21 protein-coding genes and 1 tRNA gene are annotated in these 22585 nt (G+C 72.1%); 13 read left to right on the top strand and 9 right to left on the bottom strand.

Annotated features, from left to right (window positions below; translation table 11 throughout):
- The first annotated feature begins 47 nt into the window (after positions 1-47).
- Together ACS5RC_RS23735 and ACS5RC_RS23730 are read left to right on the top strand one after the other, a co-directional pair.
- Positions 48-3221, top strand: a complete 3174-nt coding sequence (locus ACS5RC_RS23735; protein ID WP_478346389.1) for a multidrug efflux RND transporter permease subunit — start codon at positions 48-50, stop codon at positions 3219-3221.
- A 551-nt stretch (positions 3222-3772) separates the two neighbouring features.
- Positions 3773-3970 carry a hypothetical protein gene (locus ACS5RC_RS23730; RefSeq protein ID WP_478346388.1) on the top strand — a complete coding sequence of 66 codons (198 nt, stop codon included), beginning with the start codon at positions 3773-3775 and terminating at the stop codon, positions 3968-3970.
- Positions 3971-3992: 22 nt separating this feature from the next.
- On the opposite strand, the gene ACS5RC_RS23725 is transcribed toward ACS5RC_RS23730, so the two are convergent.
- Complete coding sequence (locus ACS5RC_RS23725) at positions 3993-4226, bottom strand: hypothetical protein (protein WP_478346387.1); 234 nt, start codon at positions 4224-4226, stop codon at positions 3993-3995.
- A gap of 660 nt (positions 4227-4886) precedes the next feature.
- Between ACS5RC_RS23725 and ACS5RC_RS23720 the strand changes: the two genes are divergently transcribed.
- A complete protein-coding gene (locus ACS5RC_RS23720) occupies positions 4887-5939 on the top strand; it encodes an NAD-dependent epimerase/dehydratase family protein (protein WP_478346386.1) in 1053 nt (350 codons plus the stop codon).
- Here the strand turns inward: ACS5RC_RS23720 and ACS5RC_RS23715 are convergent.
- Positions 5911-6327 (bottom strand): hypothetical protein, encoded by a 417-nt coding sequence (locus ACS5RC_RS23715; RefSeq protein WP_478346385.1) that lies wholly within the window; start codon positions 6325-6327, stop codon positions 5911-5913. The two genes, ACS5RC_RS23720 and ACS5RC_RS23715, sit on opposite strands and share 29 nt — an antisense overlap.
- A gap of 252 nt (positions 6328-6579) precedes the next feature.
- Between ACS5RC_RS23715 and sseA the strand changes: the two genes are divergently transcribed.
- Complete coding sequence (sseA, locus tag ACS5RC_RS23710) at positions 6580-7425, top strand: 3-mercaptopyruvate sulfurtransferase (protein WP_478346384.1); 846 nt, start codon at positions 6580-6582, stop codon at positions 7423-7425.
- A gap of 24 nt (positions 7426-7449) precedes the next feature.
- Here the strand turns inward: sseA and ACS5RC_RS23705 are convergent, their stop codons facing one another.
- The 3 genes from ACS5RC_RS23705 to ACS5RC_RS23695 form a co-directional block, all read right to left on the bottom strand.
- A complete protein-coding gene (locus ACS5RC_RS23705; RefSeq protein ID WP_478346383.1) occupies positions 7450-8694 on the bottom strand; it encodes an aminopeptidase in 1245 nt (414 codons plus the stop codon).
- Positions 8695-8850: 156 nt separating this feature from the next.
- Entirely contained in the window at positions 8851-9144 is a 294-nt protein-coding gene (locus tag ACS5RC_RS23700) for a DUF2218 domain-containing protein (RefSeq protein WP_478346382.1), read from the bottom strand.
- A 312-nt stretch (positions 9145-9456) separates the two neighbouring features.
- Positions 9457-10875, bottom strand: a complete 1419-nt coding sequence (locus ACS5RC_RS23695; protein ID WP_478346381.1) for an FAD-binding oxidoreductase — start codon at positions 10873-10875, stop codon at positions 9457-9459.
- A gap of 196 nt (positions 10876-11071) precedes the next feature.
- On the opposite strand from ACS5RC_RS23695, the gene ACS5RC_RS23690 reads away from it, so the two are divergent.
- The 6 genes from ACS5RC_RS23690 (at position 11072) to ACS5RC_RS23665 (ending at position 13475) form a co-directional block, all read left to right on the top strand.
- Complete coding sequence (locus ACS5RC_RS23690; protein WP_478346380.1) at positions 11072-11767, top strand: fumarylacetoacetate hydrolase family protein; 696 nt, start codon at positions 11072-11074, stop codon at positions 11765-11767.
- Between the two features lie 4 nt (positions 11768-11771).
- Positions 11772-12239: an NUDIX domain-containing protein gene (locus ACS5RC_RS23685; protein ID WP_478346379.1), complete on the top strand. Its 468-nt coding sequence runs from the start codon at positions 11772-11774 to the stop codon at positions 12237-12239.
- A gap of 129 nt (positions 12240-12368) precedes the next feature.
- Positions 12369-12443: transfer RNA gene (locus ACS5RC_RS23680), tRNA-Gly, on the top strand.
- Positions 12444-12636: 193 nt separating this feature from the next.
- A complete protein-coding gene (locus ACS5RC_RS23675) occupies positions 12637-12939 on the top strand; it encodes a hypothetical protein (RefSeq protein ID WP_478346378.1) in 303 nt (100 codons plus the stop codon).
- Positions 12878-13120, top strand: a complete 243-nt coding sequence (locus tag ACS5RC_RS23670) for a hypothetical protein (protein WP_478346377.1) — start codon at positions 12878-12880, stop codon at positions 13118-13120. The genes ACS5RC_RS23675 and ACS5RC_RS23670 overlap by 62 nt, the downstream gene beginning before the upstream one ends.
- Before the next feature lie 25 nt (positions 13121-13145).
- A complete protein-coding gene (locus ACS5RC_RS23665; RefSeq protein WP_478346376.1) occupies positions 13146-13475 on the top strand; it encodes a hypothetical protein in 330 nt (109 codons plus the stop codon).
- Positions 13476-13623: 148 nt separating this feature from the next.
- On the opposite strand, the gene purH is transcribed toward ACS5RC_RS23665, so the two are convergent.
- The 3 genes from purH to ACS5RC_RS23650 form a co-directional block, all read right to left on the bottom strand.
- Complete coding sequence (gene purH / locus ACS5RC_RS23660) at positions 13624-15222, bottom strand: bifunctional phosphoribosylaminoimidazolecarboxamide formyltransferase/IMP cyclohydrolase (RefSeq protein ID WP_478346375.1); 1599 nt, start codon at positions 15220-15222, stop codon at positions 13624-13626.
- A 160-nt stretch (positions 15223-15382) separates the two neighbouring features.
- Positions 15383-17125, bottom strand: coding sequence for a heparinase II/III family protein (locus tag ACS5RC_RS23655; protein ID WP_478346374.1), 1743 nt, complete (start codon positions 17123-17125; stop codon positions 15383-15385).
- A 105-nt stretch (positions 17126-17230) separates the two neighbouring features.
- Positions 17231-18220 carry a metal ABC transporter solute-binding protein, Zn/Mn family gene (locus ACS5RC_RS23650; protein WP_478346373.1) on the bottom strand — a complete coding sequence of 330 codons (990 nt, stop codon included), beginning with the start codon at positions 18218-18220 and terminating at the stop codon, positions 17231-17233.
- A gap of 207 nt (positions 18221-18427) precedes the next feature.
- On the opposite strand from ACS5RC_RS23650, the gene ACS5RC_RS23645 reads away from it, so the two are divergent.
- The gene (locus ACS5RC_RS23645; protein WP_478346372.1) at positions 18428-18955 is read left to right on the top strand and encodes a Spy/CpxP family protein refolding chaperone; all 528 of its coding nucleotides are present in this window, start codon (positions 18428-18430) and stop codon (positions 18953-18955) included.
- A gap of 95 nt (positions 18956-19050) precedes the next feature.
- On the top strand, positions 19051-20835 hold the full coding sequence (locus ACS5RC_RS23640; RefSeq protein WP_478346371.1) for an ABC transporter ATP-binding protein: 1785 nt from the start codon (positions 19051-19053) through the stop codon (positions 20833-20835).
- 395 nt (positions 20836-21230) lie between these two features.
- Here ACS5RC_RS23640 and ACS5RC_RS23635 read toward each other — a convergent pair whose 3' ends face one another.
- Positions 21231-21653, bottom strand: a complete 423-nt coding sequence (locus ACS5RC_RS23635; RefSeq protein WP_478346370.1) for a DUF2852 domain-containing protein — start codon at positions 21651-21653, stop codon at positions 21231-21233.
- A 371-nt stretch (positions 21654-22024) separates the two neighbouring features.
- Between ACS5RC_RS23635 and ACS5RC_RS23630 the strand changes: the two genes are divergently transcribed.
- Positions 22025-22501 carry a hypothetical protein gene (locus tag ACS5RC_RS23630; protein WP_478346369.1) on the top strand — a complete coding sequence of 159 codons (477 nt, stop codon included), beginning with the start codon at positions 22025-22027 and terminating at the stop codon, positions 22499-22501.
- Positions 22502-22585 lie beyond the last annotated feature (84 nt).

Raw genomic sequence — 22585 nt, 5'->3', positions numbered from 1 at the left:
CTCGCGCCCGTCAGGCGCCGTGCGGTGCCAAGGAGCCCGAACGCGACATGGCACGCTTCTTCATCGACCGGCCGGTCTTCGCCTGGGTGGTGGCCCTGTTCATCATCCTGGGCGGCGCCCTCTCGATCCCGATGCTGCCGGTGGCGCAGTACCCGGTGATCGCGCCGCCCTCGATCGCCCTCTCGACGGCGTTCCCGGGCGCCTCGGTCGAGAGCCTCTATACGGGCACCACCCGGCTCATCGAGGACGAGCTGAACGGGGCGGCCAACATCATGAGCTTCGAGTCGACCACCGACTCGTTCGGCTCGATCAACATCACCGCGACCTTCCTGCCCGGCACCGACCCGGCGCTCGCCTCGGTCGAGGTGCAGAACCGCCTGAAGCGCGTGGAGGCGCGGCTCCCGGCCGAGGTGCGCCAGCAGGGTATCCTCGTGGAGGAGGCCTCGGCCGCGACCCTCAACATCATCACGCTGGTCTCCACCGACGGAAAGATGAACGAGATCGGGCTCGGCGACTTCCTGATCCGCAACGTGATCAACGAGATCCGACGCGTGCCGGGGGTGGGCCGCGCCACGCTGTACTCGACGGAGCGCTCCCTGCGCGTCTGGGTCGACCCGGACAAGCTGCGCGGCCTCTCGCTGACGCCCGAGGACGTCACCGACGCGATCCGCAACCAGAACATCCAGATCGCGTCCGGCGCGGTCGGCGCGCAGCCGAGCCCGACCACGCATCCGGTCACCGCCCCGATCATCGTGAAGGGCCAGCTCAGCACCGTCGAGGATTTCGGCGCGATCGTCCTGCGGGCCAACCCCGACGGCTCGAACGTGCGCCTGCGCGACGTCTCGCGGATCGAGCTCGGCGGCGACGCCTACCAGTTCTCCACCCGCCTCAACGGCGGCGAGGCCGCCGGCATCTCGGTGACGCTGGCGCCGGACGGCAACGCGCTGGAGACCGCCAAGGCCATCCGCGCGAAGATGGAGGAGCTGGCGCAGTTCTTCCCGCCGGGCCTGAAATGGGACATTCCCTACGACATCACACCCGCCGTGAAGGCCTCGATCGAGAAGGTGCTGCACACCCTCGTCGAGGCGGTGGTGCTGGTCTTCATCGTGATGTTCCTGTTCCTGCAGAACATCCGCTACACGCTGATCCCCACCATCGTGGTGCCGATCGCCCTGATGGGCACCGTCACGGTGATGCTGCTCGCAGGCTTCTCGATCAACGTGCTCACCATGTTCGGCATGGTGCTGGCCATCGGCATCCTCGTCGACGACGCCATCGTGGTGGTCGAGAACGTCGAGCGCATCATGGCCGAGGAGGGCCTGCCCCCCAAGGAGGCCACCAAGAAGGCCATGGACCAGATCACCGGGGCCATCATCGGCATCACCCTGGTGCTGGTGGCGGTGTTCATCCCGATGGCGTTCTTCCCCGGCTCGGTCGGCATCATCTACCGCCAGTTCTCGATCGCGATGGTCACCTCGATCGGGTTCTCGGCGCTGCTCGCCCTGTCGCTGACGCCGGCGCTGTGCGCGACCTTCCTCAAGCCCGTCGAGAAGGGCCACGGCCACGCCAAGGGCGGCGTCTTCGGCTGGTTCAACCGGATCGTCGACCGCGAGACCGCCCGCTACGGCCGCGGCACGCGCTGGTTCATCGCCAAGTCCGGCCGGATCATGCTGGTCTACCTCGCCCTGGTGGCGGGCGTCGGCTTCGCCTTCCTGCGCCTGCCCGAGGGCTTCCTGCCGGTGGAGGACCAGGGCTTCTTCACCGTCGACATCCAGACCCCGCCGGGCGCCTCCTACAACCGGACCCAGGCCGCCGTGCGCAAGGTGGAGGAGCACCTGATGGCCCAGCCCGGTGTCGCCACGGTGACGATGCTGAACGGGTTCTCGTTCTCCGGCCAGGGCCCGAACCTGAGCCAGGCCTTCGTGACCCTGAAGCCCTGGAGCGCGCGCGACGCGGCGAATTCCGCAGCGGCGCTCGTCGCGGGCACCAACAAGGCGCTCGCCGACTACCGCGACGCCATCATCGACGCGCAGGAGCCGCCGCCGGTGGACAACCTCGGCAACGCGGCGGGCTTCTCCTTCCGCCTGCAGGACCGGGCGCAGCGCGGCTACTCGGCGCTCTCGGCCGCGGAGGCCCAGCTCCTGAAGCTCGCCCAGCAGAGCCCGATCCTGCAAAAGGTGAAGATCGAGGGCCTGCCGGCCACGCCCCAGGCGGAGCTGATCATCGACCGCGAGAAGGCGGCGGCGCTCGGCGTCAAGTTCGAGGACATCAACGCCACGATCCAAGTCAACCTCGGGTCGGTCTACACCAACGACTTCCCGAACCAGGGGAAGATGCAGCGCGTCTACGTCCAGTCCGAGCAGCTGCAGCGCATGCAGGCGGCCGACATCTTGAACTACGCGGTCAAGAACAGCACCGGCACCATGGTGCCGATGTCCTCCTTCGCCGACATCAAGTGGAGCATGGGCCCGAGCCAGATCGTCGGCTTCAACGGCTATCAGGCCGTGCGCTTCACCGGCGAGCCGGCTCCGGGCTACACCTCGGGCGAGGCGATCGCCGAGATGGAGCGGCTGACGCAGCGGCTGCCGAAGGGCTTCGGCTACACTTGGACCGGGCAATCGCTCCAGGAGAAGCAGGCGGGCAGCCAGGCCTCGCTGCTGCTCGCCCTCTCGGTGCTGATCGTGTTCCTGTGCCTCGCCGCGCTCTACGAGAGCTGGGCGATCCCGTTCTCGGTGCTGCTCGTGATCCCGCTCGGCGTCATCGGTGCGGTGGCGGCGGTGTACCTGCGCGGCATGCCCAACGACGTCTACTTCAAGATCGGGTTGATCACGATCATCGGGCTCTCGGCCAAGAACGCGATCCTGATCGTGGAATTCGCCAAGGACCTCTGGAAGCCGGGCACGAACATCATCGAGGCGACGATCCAGGCCTCGACGCTGCGCTTCCGCCCGATCGTGATGACCTCGCTGGCCTTCATCCTGGGCGTGCTGCCGCTGGCCATCGCCTCCGGTGCCGCCTCGAAGAGCCAGCAGGCCATCGGCACCGGCGTGATGGGCGGCATGATCTCGGCCACCGTGCTGGCGGTGTTCTTCGTGCCGGTCTTCTTCGTCGTCGTGATGCGCGTGTTCCGGCGCAAGGCGGTCGAGGCCGGCCTGCGCGAGGCGGCGGCATCGCCCGAGGCGGAGCGCAAGCCCGGCGCGCACGGGGTGGCGGCGGAATAGGCGCGGTCCGCGTGCAGGCCCGATCCCCGATCATGGATCGGCCGCGACCGCCCGAAGCCGCGCATGGACGGCATCCGATGCCTCGTCTAGTCTCGGCCTCCAGAGCCGGGCCGAGACCCGCGACACTCATCCGGAGGGCGTCGATGCCGATCCGACCACGCCGCACCGCGACCTGCGCGCTGGCCGGCACCCTGCTGTGGATCGGCTTCTCCGCAGCGGAGGCCCAACAGCCGGCAGGGTCCTGGACCGACCCGCCCGCCCGCAGCCCGGCCACGGCACCGGAAACCGCGACGCCGTCGCCGAAGGCGTCCGCACCGGACGCGAAGGCGCCGACACCCGGCGCCGTGTCGGATGCGAGGGCTGGAACTGAGGGGCGGGCCGAGAAACGGGTCGCGTCGGGACGCGGACGGCGCTCGGCGGAGGCCCGCACCGCGCCCGTGCGGCGGGCCGTTCGCCGCGCGACGCGGGAACCCCGCCAGGCGGTCGTGCGCGCGAGCCCGCGCGGACGGGTCGCGATGGTGCGACCGGCGCCGCGGCACGGATTCGCCACGATGGCGCCGCGGCCCGAGCGGGGCCTGCCGGTCGGTGTCGCGGCCCCGGCATCCGATCCCTGGGATCCCAGACTCGATCGGCTGCAGAGCGCCGAGGAGGCCGGCTACATCGTGGTCCGCCGCAGAACCGTGGAGTTCCCGGACGGGCGGACCTTGCGCGTCTATCGTCCGCGCGACGGATTCGACGATCTGGATTGAGCCGGTGCCGGCCCGATCCGGATCAGCGGATGCGGCCGGGGCGCGTCGGCTCGAACACGATGCGGCGGTGGAACGCGCACCAGCTTTTGCCGTCCTGCACCGGCGCGCCGCAGCAGACGGCGCGCTCGTTCGGCTCCCCGATGATGAACTTGCAGACGAAGGCTCCGGACTGCGCGAAGGGGACGCGCAGGTCGACGGAGGGCTCCTTCACGGATTCGGCTTCGCCGATCTGGGACATGCGGACGAGTTGATTCATCGTGACCGAGTAAGCTCGCGGATCCCGCGGGCGTCGAGGCCCGTCGGAAGGGTGAGGGGTACTGACATCCACGTCGCCGCGGGCTTCCATCCACAGGGCCGCTGGCTTAGACCCGAAGGTGGATCCGCCGTGCCGGGCATCGGGACAGGGCCCGAACCGGACCGGCGCGAAGGTGTCATCGTACTGTTATAGCTGGCGTTCCCGGGCGCGAAAACAAGGCGGCGGCCCGTCTGTGCGCGGGCGCACCGAACATCCACGCGGTTTGCACCAGCTTTGCCGGGCATGCGGGCGGGTGTCGGGGAGTCCCGCGCAGGCCGCGCGATGAGCAGACGCGGCGGCGCGAAAGCCGCCGACGACTTGGGACGCACCCGCGCAGTACTCAAGTCCCGGGTCTCGCGGGCCGCGATCGACTGCTCCAGCGCCGCCCGCCGACCGCGACGGCAGCGCCGTCCCGCGGCCTTACGGCCCTCCGGCGCCATGCCGCGAACGCAACCCCTATCCCCGTTTTTCGCCGCATCGGAGGCGGTCGACGCTCGGGGCAGGCGCGAATCGCGCCGGCCCGAGCGCTTGAGGGCAGGCCGCCCCGCGGTGTAGGTCTGAGGCCGGAAGCCGGACCGGATGCGCCTCGGCCGAAGGCGCTCTGATGGAGGCGATGCGGCGATGCGCGTGCTCGTGACCGGCTCGGCCGGCTTCATCGGCTATCATCTCTGCCGCCGGCTCCTGGCCGAGGGCCACGCCGTCACCGGCCTCGACGGCTTCTCGGACTATTACGACGTCGGGCTGAAGCGGGCCCGCCACGCCGATCTCGCGGGCCACGCCGCGTTCGCGCCGATCGAGGGGCGCCTCGAGACGACGGGGCTGCTGCGCGATCTCCTCGAGGCGACGCGGCCGGAGGTCGTGGTCCATCTCGCGGCCCAAGCCGGCGTGCGCTACAGCCTCGAGAACCCCCAGGCCTATGCCGATGCCAACCTCACCGGCAGCTTCAACCTGCTGGAGGCGGTGCGCGCCTATCCGGTGCGCCATCTCCTGCTCGCCTCGACGAGCTCCGCCTACGGCGGCAACGCCGCCCTGCCCTTCCGCGAGACCGACCGCGCGGTCACGCCCCTGACGCTCTACGCCGCCACGAAGCTCGCCATGGAGGCGATGGCCCATTCCTACAGCCATCTCTTCGCGATCCCCACCACCGCCTTCCGGTTCTTCACGGTCTACGGGCCCTGGGGGCGGCCCGACATGGCGCTGTTCCTGTTCACGGCCAAGATCCTGGCGGGCGAGCCGATCGAGGTCTTCGCGGGCGGCGCGGCCGAGCGCGACTTCACCTACGTGGACGATCTCGTCGAGGCGATGCGCCGGCTCGCCGAGGTGCCCCCGCCCCCGCCCGGCGGATCGGGGCCGGTGGGGCCCGAGGATACCCTGAGCCCGGTGGCGCCCTACCGCCTCGTGAACATCGGCGGCGGTCGCCCGGTGCGGCTCGACGCGATGATCGACGCGCTGGAGCGCGCCCTCGGGTGCCGGGCCGAGCGGATCCTGAAGCCGCTTCCCCCCGGCGACGTCGCCCGCACGGAGGCCAGCACCGACCTCCTGCGCCGCCTCGTGGGCGCGGTGCCGGAGACGCCGATCGCGGTCGGAATTCCCGCCTTCGTCGCGTGGTACCGGGACTTCTACGCGGTCCCGCGCCGAGATCGGCTCACGGGCCCGGAGGGCTGTAGCTCCTGAGCAGCCGGTCGAGCGCCGCGCGGTCCGCCCGGGCGAGGGTGTCCAGCGCGGCGTGCGCGTCCTCTGCGGCGTTGCGGCGGCGGCGGTCCTTCACCGCGGCGATCTCGTCCGCCATCGCGCGAAGGTCCCGGAACGGCATCTCCGTGCGGCCCGCAGAGAGCAGCACGACGGCGTCGAGGAGCCGGCCGAGCTGCCGTCCGAAGCTCGCCGCCTCGGTGACGACCGCCTGCTCGATCTCCCGGCTGCCCGCGTAGTTCACGTCGACCTGCTGGGTGATGAAGGGCGCGAAGGATTGCGTGACGTTGCCCTGCGGCAGGGCGATGCCCTGCGGCAGGGTGACGGACGGCAGGCCCACGGAGGGCCAGAACGGGAAGAACGGGTTGGTCACGGGCGGGGCCCTCGCGATCGGGAACGCCCGGGACGGCGAACCCCGGCGGAATCCTACAGGTTTTCCGGGATCGCCCCTCCCCCGGATGGCGGACGGAGGCCGGCATCGCCGCCATCCCGAGGCGCCGGCCCTGCGCCGCACAGAGGATCCGCGAGGAGCGCCAGGGGCCCGGCATGGGGCTGCCAAGGGGTGCGCGGGACCATGGTCTGTGCTTGAGTGGCGCCAACCCGGATCCCGAACCGAGCGACATCGATGGCGCCCTCTCCCCTCGTCACCGCAGATTGGCTGCACCAGCGCCTCGACGCGCCCGACATCGTGGTGCTCGACGCCTCGTGGTACCTGCCCGCCGCCGGGCGCGACCCGGCCGCCGAGTTCCGGGACGCGCACATCCCGGGCGCGCTCCGCTTCGATCTCGACGCCATGAGCGACGAGACTTCGCCCCTGCCCCACATGCTGCCGCGCCCGGAGGTGTTCGCCTCGCGCATGCGGGCGCTCGGGATCGGCGACGGCCTGCAGATCGTGGTCTATGACGGGATGGGGCTGTTCTCGGCCCCGCGCGTCTGGTGGATGCTGCGCACCTTCGGGGTACGCGACGCCCTCGTCCTCGACGGCGGCCTGCCCGCCTGGATCGCGGCGGGCTACCCGACCGAGGACGGCGACCCGGCCCCGCGCGAGCGGCGCCACTTCACGGCCCGCCTCGACAACGGCGCCGTGGCCGATGCGGGCGACGTCGCCCGCGCCCTCGCCAGCGGCACGTCCCAGGTGGTCGACGCCCGCTCCGCCCCGCGCTTCCGCGGCGAGGAGGCCGAGCCGCGCCCCGGCGTGCGCCCCGGCCATATGCCGGGCGCGCGCAACGTCCACTATTCCGCACTGCTCCGCGACGGGCACCTGCGGAGCCCCGAGGAGATTCGCGCGGCCTTCGAAGGCGCCGGCGTCGACATCGACCGGCCGATCCTCACCACCTGCGGCTCGGGCGTGACCGCCGCGATCCTCACCCTGGCGCTCGAGACCCTGGGGCACCCGGCCCGCGGCCTCTACGACGGCTCGTGGTCGGAATGGGGCGCGGACCCGGACCGGCCCGTCGCCACGGGCGCGTGAGGTTGCGGGGATGAGCGGGCCGCCTCAGGCCCACTCGCCCCGGCGCATCACCGGCACGGCCTGCCCATCCGCGTCGATGCCGTCCACGTCGATCTCGGCCGAGCCGATCATCCAGTCGATGTGGATCAGGCTGCGGTTGGCCCCGCGCGCCGCGAGATCGTCCTCGCTGAACCCCGCGCCGCCGTCGCGGAAGCACTTCGAGTAGGCTTGGCCCAGCGCGATGTGGCTCGCGGCGTTCTCGTCGTAGAGGGTGTTGTAGAACAGCAGGCCCGAGGCCGAGATGGCGGAGCTCGCCGGCACCAGGGCGACCTCGCCGAGGCGGCGCGCACCCTCGTCGGTGTCGAGCACCCGGGCGAGCACGTCGGCGCCGGTGCGGGCGGTCGACTCGACGATGCGCCCCTCGGCGAAGCGCACGGCGATCCCGTCGATCAGGGTGCCCTGGTAGGAGAGCGGCTTGGTGCTCGTCACGTGGCCGTCCACCCGAAGCCTGTGCGGCGTGGTGAAGACCTCCTCGGTCGGGATGTTGGCGTTGCAGGTGATGCCGCTGCGGGACGTCGCGGCGCCGCCGCACCACTCGTGGTCGTCGGCGAGTCCCACATTCAGGTCTGTGCCCGGCCCGCGGAAGCGCAGCGCCGCGAAGCGCCGGCCGTTGAGCAGGTCCTTGCGGGCGTGAAGCTCGGCGTTGTGGCGGGCCCAGGCCCCGAGCGGATCCGCGCTCTCGACCCGCGAGGCCGAGAAGATCGCGTCCCAGAGCCGGGCCACGGCCTCCTGCTCCGGCAGGTCCGGGAACACGGTGCGGGCCCAGGACGGGGTCGCGGCCGAGACGATGGTCCAGTTCGTGGCGAAGTTCGCGATCAGCTCGAGGGCCGGCACGTAGGCCTTGGAGCGGGCGCGGTTGGCCCGCGCCACCTTGTCGGGATCCTGGCCGGCGAGCAGGGACGGGTCGTCGCCGCTGATCGCGAGGCGGGCCGCGCCGTTGCGGTAGGCCTCCGCCATGCCGGAATAGAGCCAGCCCGCCGCCGTGTCGAAGGCGGGGTCCGGCGCGTCCGCGAAGCGGGCGAGCGTGGCCTCGTCGTCGCCCAGCAGCGTGGTGACCAGGGAGGCGCCGGCTTGGTAGGCCTCGCGGGTGATCGCGCGGGCGAGCGGCAGCGCGTCCAGCGGCGCCGTCATCACCAGTTCCTGCCCGGGCTGAAGGTTCAGCCCGACGCGCACCGCCACCGTGGCCAGGCGTTCGAGCCGTGGGGAGAGCGGCCCGGTCCGTTCCGTCATCGTCAAGCTCCTCGCATCCGGTCCGGCGCCGCGGCGCGGGTCAGGGGCGAGGTTTAGAGCATGCCGTCGCCTTCGCGAAAGAGGCGCCGGCCGGTCCTTTCAGAGCCGGACCGATCCCTTCGGGATGATAGATCCGGGCTTCGCGCAAATGCCGGATCAGGCGGCGCGCGACCAGGTGATCTCGCCGAGGCTCTCGCGGAAGGCGAAGCGCATCAGGTGATCGGAGACCACGTTCTCGAGGCGCGTCAGGCCGGCCGGATCGGGCGTGGCGATGCGCATCAGCAGCGCGTCGGGCTCGGCCTCGAAGGTGCAGACCCGGTCCTCTCCGAACGGCACCGTGCCGCGCTCCGGCGTGCTGTTCACCGGGAATTTGTGGCTCCAGTGGCGGCAGAGCTGCTGCAGGTAGCGGCTGGCCTCGGCGGTCTGCACGCGGGCCTGGGAGGTGGGCATGGGTGTCTCCTGATCGTGTCCTGCGGGCCGGTGAGCTTCGCAGATGCGAAGGGGTGGCGCGGGAAGAAGCAATCGTCGGGCCCGATCGCGCGGACGCGAGGGGGCGGAAGCTGATCAAACTCTGCCGCAGCCGTTAAGGTTCGGATAACGCTGCGCTCTCCGAGCGGTCGGACGGACCCGCTCCGCCAGCCGCGCGGCAGCCGTGATTCGTGTTCTGCGCCGCCGATCGAGCGAGTTTGTGGCGCGATGCGACAGGCCTACCCGCGACAAAATGGTGCATCGCACCATCCGTGTCGAGCCCCTGCCCCGCCCTCAGAGCGCCTCCGGCACCACCTTGCCCGGGTTGAGGATGCCCTTCGGGTCGAGCGCCGCCTTCAGGGCTCGCATCAGGTCGAGGCCGACCGGATCCCCGTAGCGGGCGAGCTCCTCCCGCTTGAGCTGGCCGACGCCGTGCTCGGCGGCGATCGAGCCGCCCATCGCGTGCACGATATCGTGCACGATGCGGTTGAAGCGGCCCCACTCGGCAAGGAAGGCCGCCCGGTCCATGCCCTCGGGCTGGCTGAGGTTGAAGTGGATGTTGCCGTCGCCGAAATGGCCGAATCCGCAGACCCGGATGCCCGGCATCGCCGCCTCGCAGGCGGCCGTGGCCTCGGTCAGGAAATCAGGCAGGCGGGCGAGGGGCACCGACACGTCGTGCTTGATCGAGCCGCCCACCCGGCCCTGCGCCTCGGGCAGCGATTCGCGCAGGTGCCAGAGAGCCCGGTTCTGCGCCTCGCTCGCCCCGATCGCCGCGTCCTCGACGAGCCCGCGCTCCATCGCCTCGCCGAGCGCCGCCTCCAGCTCGGCCCGCGCATCGGCCCCGGGCCTCGCCGTCGCGAGCTCGACCAGGGCGTAGGCGCCGTGGCTGCCGGCGAGCGGCCGGACGGTGCCGACGCCGTGGCGCAGCACGAGGTCGAGCCCGAAGGGCGGCAGGAACTCGAAGGCGGTGAGGTCTCGGTCGCAGGCCGCGCGCAGGCGCACGAACAGGTCGAGGGCGTGCGCGGCCGAGGCGAGCCCCACGAAGGCGACCGCCGTCGAGGCCGGCCGCGGGAACAGCCGGAGCGTCGCCGCCGTGACGATGCCGAGCGTGCCCTCCGAGCCGATGAAGAGCTGCTTCAGGTCGTAGCCGGCATTGTCCTTGCGCAGGGTCTTGAGCCCGTCCCAGACCCGCCCGTCCGCCAGCACCACCTCGAGCCCGAGCACGAGGTCGCGGGCGTTGCCGTAGGCCAGCACCGCGATGCCCCCGGCGTTGGTGGCGATGCCGCCCCCGATCCGGGCCGAGCCGCGGGAGGCGTAGGAGAGCGGGAACAGCAGGCCCGCGCCCTCCGCGGCGTCCTGGAGGTCGGACAGGATGACGCCCGCCTCCACCGTCACCGTCGCGCCGACCGGATCGATCGCGCGCACGCGGGCGAGACGCGCCAGGGAGAGCACCACCCCGCCGGCCGGCACGCCGCCGCCGACGAGCCCGGTATTGCCCCCCTGCGCCACCACCGGCACGCCCGCCTCGGCGCAGGCCCGCACCACGAAGGCGACGCCCTCCGTATCGGCGGGCCGCGCCACCGCGAGGGCGTTCCCCCGGTAGAGCCGGCGCGTCTCGACGAGATAGGGCGCCATGTCCTCCGGCTCGGTGAGGAGATGCGCGCGCCCGAGCCGGGCGCGCAGCGCGTCGAGCAGGGCAGGCTGGTCCGGCATCGGGCACTCTCTGTGGGCGGAGCCCAATCTCACGCGGGTAGGGCACGCGGGCATGGGATGGGACGACGGGATCGACGACGGGATGGCGCGGGCGCCGCTGCGGCTTAAGTTGGGGGTCTGGGCGGGTTCCGGCGATACCCCGGGCCGGGCCTTCCGCGAAACCCGGGTCCCCACGGGCCCCCGCACGAGGCGACGCATGCTCTCCGTCATTCCCAACCCGCCGCGCACCGCCCTGCCAATCGTCGGCAGCGCGGACCTCTTCCCGGTGCGGCGGGTCTATTGCGTGGGACGCAACTACGCCGCCCATGCCCGCGAGATGGGTGCCGACCCCGACCGCGAGCCGCCGTTCTTCTTCATGAAGCCCGCCGACGCGCTGCAGCCCGTGGGGTCGGAGCCCGCTCCGCACCCCTACCCGCCCCGGACCGAGAACTACCACTTCGAGATCGAGATGGTGGCGGCCCTCGCCAGAGGCGGGCGCGACATCCCGGTCGCCGAGGCGCTCGACCATGTCTACGGCTACGCGGTGGGCCTCGACATGACCCGGCGCGACCTCCAGGACGAGGCGAAGGCCCTGCGCCGGCCCTGGGATCTCGGCAAGGCGGCGGACGCCTCCGGGCCGATCGGGCCGATCCATCCCGTGGACCGGGTCGGGCATCCCGAGCGCGGCGCGATCACGCTGAGCGTGGACGGCGCCCCGCGCCAAACGGGGGACCTCTCGGAGATGATCTGGTCCGTGGCCGAGCAGATCGCCTACCTGTCGGCCTATTTCGAGCTGGCGCCCGGCGACCTCATCTTCACCGGCACGCCCTCCGGCGTCGGCCCGGTCCGGCGCGGCGAGCGCATGGTCGCGGCTGTGGCCGGCCTCGGCGAGATCGTCCTGGACGTGGTCTGATCCGGTGATCCTCGACCATCCGCTCGCGCGCCACCTCTTTCATCTCGGCGCCCTGGCGCTCCGGGGCATGACCCTCGGAGTGCGCGGCGCCGCGATCGATCCGGAGGGCCGCGTCTGCCTGGTGCGCCACACCTACGTGAGCGGCTGGCACCTCCCGGGCGGCGGCGTCGAGCGCGGCGAGACGGCGGTCGAGGCGATGCTGCGCGAGTTCCGCGAGGAGGCGGAACTCGCCGTCCCCGCCGACGGATTGCGCCTGCACGGCTTCTACCGCAACAGCGCCGCCTCGGCCCGCGACCACGTCGCGGTCTACGTGGCGCCGGCCTTCGCGTTGCTGCGCCCGAAGGCGCCCGACCGGGAGATCGCGGCCTGCGCGTTCTTCCCCCTCGATGCCCTGCCCGAGGGCACCACCCGCGCCACAGCCGAGCGCCTGCGCGAGATCCGGGAGGCCGTGACCCCGGCCGCGACCTGGTGAGGCCCGGACCCGCACGGCCCCGGCGAAATTCCTCGTCTCATGCCGCTTGCATCGCCCGGCCGAATGGTGTTTAGAGATCGCCGTCCGGGGCCGCCGGGCCGGACTTCGGAAGGCGGCGCCGCGAAGAGAGCGGGTGTAGCTCAGGGGTAGAGCACAACCTTGCCAAGGTTGGGGTCGAGGGTTCGAATCCCTTCGCCCGCTCCAATTTTCCCAACCAGACCAACGACCCAAAAGCCGCCCTCGGGTGGCTTTTGTCGTTTGCGGTTCGCCGCGGAACCACCGATCGGGGGTGGCGCCGTGGCGTCGGCTTGCCGCAGCCGCCGACGGCTCCCGGACATAGGGTGACCTGCGGCAGTTTCCTGGGTGAAGCCCGGCGTCCCGCGCGCTATGAGGCGGCATGATCCGCATCGTGAAGCACGTTCCGGTCGAGACCACAGGGGATCGCGATCGGCAGATAGAGCAGGTCGAGGCGGCGATCCGCGCCCGGTTCCCGGACGCGACCACCGAGGTGGTGCTAGGCCTGCTCGACGAGGACAGGGTGGTCGAGGCCCGCCTGCCGCTGCGCCAGCTTGGCGCGTGGCAGGCGCAGCGTCACCACGTGACGGCCGGGGCTCCGGCGCAGCAGGGGACGCAGACCGATGCCGATCAAGGCGCTGAACGACCGCAAGAAGCTCTCGAACGACTTCAACGAGGCGAATGACGCCTTCATCGACGCGGTGCTCGCCGCCCTTCAGGCCGGAGAGCTGCCCCTCGACTTGGCGCGCGCCTACCTCGCCCATCCGGTGGCGATGATGCACGCGGACGGGGCGCAGGCGGTGGCGAACTATTTCGAGCGCATCCTGGCGCAGCGGCCCCGGATCGACTGGACGCCGGGCGATTGAGGCCGCGCCCGGCCCCGGACCCGACATGACCCCTGCCCTGCTCTGCGAGATGCTGGCGGACCGCCTGAACGGGATCGAGGCCGCGCTGGCCCGGCTCCGGCAGCGACGGGCCGGCGATGCCGCCACCCTGGTGCGGGCGCATCTCATCGACGTGCTGGCACTGCTCGACCGCGACCCCGGCCTCGACGCGGCGGCCGACGACCTGCACCGGGCGGCCCTCGCGCTGGCCGCCGCGGGACCGAGCGGCGGCGCCGTGCCGATTCGGGAGGAGCAGCGCCTCGCCGATGCCTACGCGCGCTTCAAGCAGCGGCTCGAGGCGGCCGGCTTCGAACTCGTGCCGGATCGGACGCCCTGAGCCGGTCGATGGGAGCGCGACACAGACGGCCGTCGCCTCCGGTCGCCGTCGGCAAGCGCGCGGGCCGGCCGCCGTGCGGTCCGCCGGCGCGACGGCGGGTGTCCGCCGAGCTTGGTAGGTCACGACCCATCAGGCTCGGCCAGACGCCTCAATGCCGGAAGTGGCGCATCCCCGTGAACACCATCGCGAGGCCGGCCGCGTCGGCAGCGGCGATCACCTCGGCGTCGCGCATCGATCCGCCCGGCTGGATCACCGCCGTTGCACCCGCCTCCGCCGCCGCCATGAGGCCGTCCGCGAAGGGAAAGAACGCGTCGGAGGCCACCACCGCGCCCTTCGCGAGGCTTTCGGGAAGGCCGAGGCGCGTCGCGCCCTCCTGGGCCTTCCAGGCCGCGATGCGCGAGGAATCGACCCGCGACATCTGCCCGGCGCCGATCCCCACCGTGGCGCCCCCGCGCGCGTAGACGATCGCGTTCGACTTGACGTGCTTGGCCACCCGGTAGGCGAAGCGGAGATCGGCGTACTCGGCCTCGCTCGGCTGGCGCCGGGTGACGACGCTGAGCGGCATGTCGTCCACGATCGCGGCGTCGCGATCCTGGACCAGCAATCCGCCCGCGAGGGTGCGCACCGTGGCACCGGCCGCGCGCGGATCCGGCAGGCCGCCCGCGATCAGGAGGCGCAGGTTCTTCTTGGCGGCCACGATCGCCGCCGCCTCGTCCGAGACCTCCGGAGCGATGATCACCTCGGTGAAGATCTCCACGATCCGGCGCGCCGCCTCCGCGTCGAGCGGCCGGTTGAGCGCCACGATGCCGCCGAAGGCCGAGGTCGGATCGCAGCTGAGCGCGCGCTCGTAGGCCTCGAGCAGGCTCGCCCCCTCGGCCACCCCGCACGGGTTGGCGTGCTTGATGATCGCCACCGCCGCGGTCCGGGCGGGATCGAACTCGGCCACGCATTCGTAGGCCGCGTCGGTGTCGTTGAGATTGTTGTAGGAGAGCTCCTTGCCCTGGATCTGGCGCGCGCTCGCGACACCGGCCCGCGCCGGGCCCGGCGCCCGGTAGAAGGCCGCCTGCTGGTGCGGGTTCTCGCCGTAGCGCAGGGCCTGGACGAGGCTGCCCCCGAAGGTGCGGTAGGGCGCCGGACCCGCGGCCTCCACGCGGTCGCCGAGCCAGGCGGCGATGGCCGCGTCGTAGGCGGCGGTGCGGGCATAGGCCTTCTGGGCGAGGCTGCGGCGCAGGGCGAGGCTCAGGGTGCCGGCACCCGCCTCCAGGGCCGCGAGCACCGCGGCATAGTCCGAGACGTCCGTCACCACGGCGACGTCGCGGTGGTTCTTGGCCGCCGCCCGGATCATCGCGGGCCCGCCGACATCGATGTTCTCGACGCACTCGTCGTCGGGCCGGCCGGCCAGGATCGTCGCCTCGAACGGGTAGAGGTTGACCACGAGGAGGTCGATCGCCCCGATGCCGTGGGCGGCCAGCGCCGCCTGATGCTCCGGGTTGTCGCGCACCGCGAGCAGGCCGCCGTGCACGGCCGGATGCAGGGTCTTCACCCGGCCGTCCATCATCTCGGGAAAGCCCGTCAGGTCGGCGACCTCGGTGACGGGCAGGCCCGCCTCGCTCAGCGTCCTGTGCGTGCCGCCGGTCGAGACCAGATCGATCCCGCGGGCCTGCAGGGCCCGGGCGAAATCCACGAGTCCGGTCTTGTCGGAGACCGAGAGGAGCGCGCGGGAGACCCGCACCTGATCATGGGACATAGTCTTTGGTCTTCGCGTCTTCCGCGGGGCTTGGCCGGGGCCGCCCGCGCCTGCCGGGATGCGGCGCCGGTAGCACGGAACCGGGCGGGCCGGCCAGGGCGGCCCGCACGCGGTCGGTGCGGGCGGGGACCGCTCCCACGCGAGGGAACCCGTTCGCGCCTCAGGGCCGGGCGGAGGCCACCACCCGGCGGAAGGACCAGCGCACCTCGGTGTCCTCGGCGACCCGGAGGTGCAGCACGATCTGGTCGGTGCGCCGGGCGCCGGTGAGGCCCGCGAAGTAGACGCTCTCCTCGATGGCGATCTCGGCGCCCTCGGCCTCGAACAGCCAGACCTCGCCCAGCGGCGCAGCGAGTTCGAGCCCTTGCCCGGCGCCGCGCACCGCGATCGCCGGATGCAGGTGGAAGCGCACCGCCACCTCCTGCGGCCGCAGAGCGCCACCGCCCCGGCTTCCGCCGGGTCGCCCTCCCCGCAGGAAGGCGTCCCGGCCTTCCAGGCGCCCCTCCGCCGAGAACAGCTCCCAGCGGCGCTCGTGCACGATGCCGAAATCCGGCCCGTAGCCGTCGTGGCGCGCGGCGAGCACGGTGCTGCTGCCCGTCTCGGAGCGCTCCGCCCGGACCTCGGCGGGCCCGCGCAGCACGACGGGGCCGATGCGGGCCATCAGCCACTCCGCGGCCGCGCGCTCGGCCCACCAGCCCGCGCCGCCGAGAAAGCGGCAGGAGGAGGCGTCGGCCACGCAGGCGGTGGAGTGGGCGGCCGTCGAGCGCGCCACCCGGCGCAGCTCGGGCCCGCTGGCGGGCAGGCCGCAATTGACCACGATGCGCTGGGGTCCGCTCGACATCTCAAAGGCGAGGCAGCCCGCCCCCGCCTTGAGCGAGTAGGGCAGCGGCGGGCTTCCGCCGACGTCGGCGACCACGAGGACGCGCCCGCCTTCCAGCCGCTCGTAGCCGGAATTGGGGGCGTGCATCAGCGGCCGGGCGAGCGCGCCGTCGTAGACGAGAAGCGTGGCGAGCTGGTCGGCGGCGGTCGCGCCCATGCCGTTGAAATGGCTGAGCGAGGCGTCGGCGTGCCGCAGCAGCCGCAGCAGCGGCAGCATCCGGTCGATCGCCCCGATCAGCGCCGCGGGCGGCTCGACGTTGCGGCTGAGATAGCTCTGGCGCAGCGGCAGTAGGTCGAGGAGCAACTCCATGGCGAAGTGCGGGTCGCGCGAGCGGTGGCCACCATCGGCCATGATCTGCCGCTCGAGCTCGCGCGTGAGGATGCGCGTGGCCCGGCGCAGGATCGGTTCGATGCCCTCGCAGCACAGGCCGGCGTAGCAGAGCGCCACCGCCGCGCAGAGGCGCCATTGCGGCGGCACGCCCCGGCGCAGGTCGCGCTCGAGCTGCTGAGCGCCCCTGGCGATCGTCCTGAGGAACCCCTGGTAGAAGGCGTGGTCGGCCCCCTCCAGCACCAGCGGCGACTGGCACAGGAAGGAGATCAGACGCCGCGCGGCCACCGGCGTGCGCCGGGCGAGCGCGGGATCGCCGCGGCCCGCCATGAAGTCGGCGACGAAGGCCCGTGCGTTGGCCCGGGCGAGCGCCGTGTCGGCGGCGCGCAGGTGGCGCAGCCAGCCGAAGCCGTAGAGCACCTCGGCCCATTCGGGCGAGGGCGGAGCGTAGTCGAAGGGCGAGCCGCCGCTCGCCGCGAGCGAGCGCCCGGCGAAGACGAAGAGCCCGGCATAGATGTCGTCGGCGAAGGTGGCGTCGGCGGTGCGCAGGTCGTGTGGGGCGATCACGAGCCCGCTCACCCGCAGCCTGGCTAGGATGTCCGGCGGCGCGCTGAGGCGCGCGCTCGCGGCGCGGACCAAGCCCGCGGCCTCGCGCCCGAGAAGCCGGTAGAAGCGCCAGCGATCAGGCCCCCAAGCCACGCGATCTCCTCGGGCCCGGATCACGGCCCGGCCAGTCAGTCGGTCAAGCTAGAGCGGGCCTCTTAACCATCGGTTTACGCTCTGTCATGGGTGAGGCGCATCCGGTCAGGGCCGCTGCGGCTCCGCCCGGCTCGCGCTCTCGGCCGCATCCGCGCCCCCGAGCGCGGCCGCGAAGGCGCTCAGGTTCGCGCGCATCATCGCGAGATACGTCGGCGCCGGCCCGGCCGGTCCGGAGAGCGAATCAGAATACACTTTCGCCCCGACGCGCGCGCCGCTCTCGCGGGCGATCTGCTCCATCAGGCGCGGATCGGCGATCGTTTCCAGGAACACGGCCGGGACCTTGTCGCGTCGGATCTGCCGGATGATCCGGGCGACGTCCTGCGGGCTCGCCTCGCTCGCGGTCGAGACCCCCTGGGGGGCGATGAAGGCGAGGCCGTAGGCGGCGCTGAAGTAGCCGAAGGAATTGTGCGCCGTGATAACGCGTCGGTGCTCGGGCGGGATCGACGCCACCGTCGCGCGGATCGCGTCGTCGAGGTGCGCGAGATCCGCGTCGTAGGCGGCGGCGTTGCGGGCGTAGTCTGCCGCATGAGGGGGATCGGCGTTGGCGAACCCGTCGCGGATGGTGGCGACGTAGCGTCGGGCATTGGCCACGCTCTGCCACGCGTGGGGATCGATTGCCCCGCCGGCCTTGGGGCCCGATCCGTGCGCGTGATCGGGGTCGCCCGGCAGCGTCGGGATGCCCGCGGCGGCCACGATCACGGGCGCCCGGGTGCCGGAAGCCCGGATCAGCCGGTCCATCCAGCCCTCCAGGCCGAGCCCGTTCACCACGATGACCTGCGCGGCGGCGAGCTTGCGGGAATCGGCAGGCGCCGGGTTGTAGCTGTGGGCGTCCGAGTCCGGGCCGACGAGGCTCTCCACCTGGACATGCGCGCCGCCGACCTGACGGGCGAGATCCGCCAGGATCGAGAAGGTCGCCACCACCCGCAGCGGCTCCGCGGCCCGGGCGGTCCGCGGCTCGGCCGCGCGTGCGAGGAGGGTCGCGAGCAGGAGCAGGACGAGGCCCCGCGCCAGGCCGCCGTATCGCGTGTCCATCATGCGCCGTTCCATTCCGGAAACCCGGCGGAGTAATGTAACAGTGTTGCATACACAAGCCGGATACACCCGGCGCGCACAGAGCGGACCGCGGCTGCCGCACATGAACGCGATGTCATGTCCCGGACAGCGGGGCGCCACCCGAGCTCGGCCATTGTGGTCGTCGGCGCCCACCCCGATCCCGCGGAGCGGCGGGCTGTGGCGCGCAGGATGGAGACTGTCATAAGCCGACGCACGATCCAGGGTGTCCTCCTCGCGGGCGTGGCCGCCCTCGGGCTCGCGGGCGTCGCCGCCGCGCGGGACGGCCGGCCCGACCCGTTCCACGGCGGGCGCTGGAGCTCCCTCTCGCCCGAGGACCGGGCCGCCTTCGCGGACGCCCGGATCGCCGCGCTGCACGCCGGCCTCCGCCTGACGCCCGACCAGGAGAAGCTCTGGCCGCCGGTGGAGGCCGCGATCCGCGACATGGCCCGCCTGCGCCGCGAGCGCAGGGCGGCGATGCGCGAGCGCGGCCGGATGATCGACGACGCCCCAGGCGCGCTCCGCGCCATGGCGGACGCGGCCTCGGCCCGGGCCGACGCACTGCGCAAGCTCGCCGACGCCTCCGCGCCGCTCTACGCCACGCTGGACCAGGACCAGAAGCGGCGCGCCCTCGTGCTCGCCCGTCCGATGCGCCCGCATGGCGGCTGGCGCCATCACGGCCGCGGCCCGCGAGAGGACGGTCCCGGCGAGCCGCGTTGAGCGGCTCGCGGAGGCCATCGCGTCCCCGCTCCCTTGATCCGCGGCGGCGGCGGCTGCAAACCGCGGCCGACCTCCGCGGATTGGACGAGCACCCCATGGCGCGCCTGAAGGGCGACACGATCCCGCTTCTGCGCCGCCTCTGGCGCGAGTGGCTCTCTCCCCACCGGGGCACCCTGGCGGTGGTCCTCGTGCTGATCGCCGTGGTCGGCGCCGCCACGGGGCTCTACCCGGCCCTGATCAAGGCGGCCTTCGACGCCTTCGACCACAAGGACCCGTCGGCCCTCACCTACGGGCCCGTGGTGGTGATCGCCGTCACCGCCCTGCGCGGCTTCGCGCTGCTCGGCCAGACCGTGCTGACGAACCGCGTGGTCACCCGGGTCGAGGCCGACATGCAGGCCGCGCTCTACGGGCATCTGATCGAGGCCGACCTCGCGCAGCTCGGCCGCGAGAGCCCGGCGGCCTTCACCCAGCGCTTCACCACCGACTTCGCCTTCATCAAGGAGGCCCTGACCCGCATCTCCACCGTGCTGCTGCGCGACGTGGCGATGCTGCTTGGTCTGGTGGTGGCCCTCGTCTGGATGGATCCGGTCCTGACCCTGGTGGCCGCCGTCACGGTGCCCTTCGTGGCCGGGCCGATCGGGCGGATCGGCAAGAAGCTCCGGCGGGTCTCGACCACGACGCAGGAGCAGATGGGCGCCACCGCGAGCCTGATCTCCGAGAGCCTGTCGGGCGTGCGCGTCGCCAAGACCTACGCGATGGAGGGCTATCTCAAGGAGCGGGCGCGCCAGTCCCTCGACGAGGTGCGCCGCCTCAAGATGAAGGCCGCCAACGCCCGCGGGCGCCTCGATCCGCTGCTGGAGATCGGCGGCGGCCTCGCGGTGGCGGCGGTGCTGGTTCTCGTCGGCCAGCGGGTGATGTCGGGCGAGCGCACCGTCGGCGACTTCACCGGCTACGTCGCCGCGCTCCTGCTCGCCGCCCAGCCGGCCCGGGCGCTCGGAACCCTCAACGCGATCCTGCAGGAGGCCGCCGCCGCCCTGCGGCGCTACTTCGATCTCCTCGACGAGGCGCCCACCATCCGCGAGCGCCCCGGCGCCCCGGCGCTCCGGGTCGAGCGCGGCGCGATCCGCTTCGAATCCGTGCGCTTCCGCTACCGGGAGGACGCGCCCGCCCTGGAGCAGATCGACCTCGAGGTCGGGGCCGGCACCACGACGGCGCTGGTCGGGCGCTCGGGCTCGGGCAAGTCCTCGCTCCTCAACCTCGTGCCGCGCCTCTACGACGTGACCGCGGGCGCGGTCCTGATCGACGGCCAGGACGTGCGCGCCGTCACCCTCGGCTCCCTGCGCGCCGCCGTGGCCGTGGTCTCGCAGGAGGTGATGCTGTTCGACGACACGATCAGGGCCAATATCGGCTTCGGCCGCCCGGGCGCGGACGAGGCCGCGATCGAGGCGGCGGCCCGGGCGGCGGCGGCGCACGATTTCGTCGCCCGCCTGCCCGAGGGCTACGCCTTCCGGGTCGGCCCGGCGGGCCAGCGGCTCTCGGGGGGCGAGCGCCAGCGCATCGCGCTGGCCCGCGCCTTCCTGAAGGACGCGCCGATCCTGCTCCTCGACGAGGCGACCTCGGCGCTCGACGCCGAGTCCGAGCGCCTCGTGCAGGAGGCGCTGACCCGGCTGATGCGGGGGCGCACCACCCTGGTGATCGCCCACCGCCTCTCCACCATCCGGGAGGCCGACCGGATCGTGGTGATGGAGGCCGGCCGCGTCGTCGAGACCGGCCGGCACGCGGAACTCCTCGCCCAGGAGGGCGCCTACGCCCGCTTCCACCGGATGCAGCGCGACGAGCCGGACCCGCCCAGGCCGATCGCCCCGGTCGCCGCGTCCTGATCGCGGACACCGGTCTGGTCAACACTCAATCCGCTTGACCATATGGATGGCCGCGGAGGGTGGGACGCGGCGGTTGGCTCGATGCCCCGAAGCGGACGCTGTCTACCTTGCTTGGCTTTCGCATAAGCGGCGCGTGTGTGTAGACGGCGCACGTCCCGCAGACGGTGACCGGCGCCATGCTGATCCGCATAGAAACCGGCCCGAACCTCTCGGTCACGGGGGGCTCGCGACGATGCTCTGCCTCACCGTCATCCGTCGCGAGGGGTAAGACGTCGGCGTCTGGAGCTTCCTCGAGCTCGGCCGGCTGGTGATGCCGCGTGCCCTCGTGCCGGCGGTGGCGGGATTGCTCCTCATCTGACCGGCGGCTCGCACCGCCGGCGCAAGTTTAGGCGCAGCTAACCAAGTCGCTGGTCGGTGTGCTCGGCGGTACCGGCGATGTCGGCCGCGGCCCCCGATGCACCGGGATGCTCCGCCACGAAGCGCTCGAAGGTGGCGCGGTCCTTGGCGCGCTTGAGCCTGTCGACGAAGCCCTCGAATTCCTGCAAGCGGGTTTCAAGAGCGCGACGCTGGGCCTCGATCCGGCTGATCTCGCCCTCGCGCCATTCGTCGAAGGCGGTGTTACCGCTCGTCCGTATCGACGTGGACCAAGCCTGTGCGAGGGGCCTGACGCCACGCCCGAAAGGTCGGCGCATTTGTTCTAGACCGGGGAGGCCGGACAGCTTCAGATCGTACCGACCGAGCGCCTGCCGCGCCACGAGGACAAGGCCGGCGAGCCCACCGACGTAAAGGGTATCGTGGATCCAGGGCATGATGGGCATGTGAAGGCTCCATGCGCGCGTATCGGCGCTGTTGGCGATGACCGAACCATGCCACCGTGCCGCTGCTGCAGGCTGAACTGGTTGGTTCAGACTGGGTTAAGCTTTCCGCCACCTGGGCAGAGCGTTCCTCGTCAGCTTGCACGACACGCTAGACCCACTCCTCGTCGTCGACGGGCTCTGGCCACGGTCCCTAACGGGCGAGGGCGAAGCGCCCAATCGCTCTCGCTCAAACCCCTTGCTCAGGTGGCAGGAACGGGCATCCCGGGGGATCGTCCAAGTGATCTGACGCCTTCGTGATGTCCCTTGAAGGGCCTTCCGGCACGCCCGATCTCCAGCGGGCGCCTGCGGATGGGCGCTCTACGGAGAAGATCATGCCGCACCACGACACCGTGGCCCTGACGGGCACGATTGAACACGTCTTCGCACATCGCTTCACACTGGCGGCGGACGGGAAGACCCACCTAGCCGACCTGACCCCAAAGGGGTTGGAAGCATTCCCCCTGAGCGAGGGGCTTCGCGTATCGCTTGAGGGTGAGCGCCGGCCTTCCGAGATCAAGGTCACCCGCATCGCAACCGACGGCCGCGAGCCGGTGCGGATCGAGCACAAGAAGCCGAACCACGCTCCAGGCCATAAGCACGCGAACGTCCCTGCCGACCTGGCTCGCGTCCTCGACGCGGTGACGGCCGAGGGCTGGGTCCATAAGGGCGAACCGCGGCAGAAGCCGAAGCACTTCGAGGTGTTGGCAATGCAGGGCAGCGGTCCCTGGACCGAACTTCACGTCGACTTCGCCGGCACGATCTACAAGCGGAAGCCCGCCGACGCCGAGAAGTGGAGCTTGGCCGGATGATGCCCGACGCGGGGCCGCCCAGGCAGCCCCGCGCCTCGATGCAGTCAGACGACTGGGCAATTCGTGCCGCGGTCAGACCAACGG

It is taken from the genome of Methylobacterium sp. HJ2, assembly GCF_056431005.1.
Note: the sequence above shows the minus strand (reverse complement) of the source record. Positions and strands in the feature narration are given on the sequence as shown.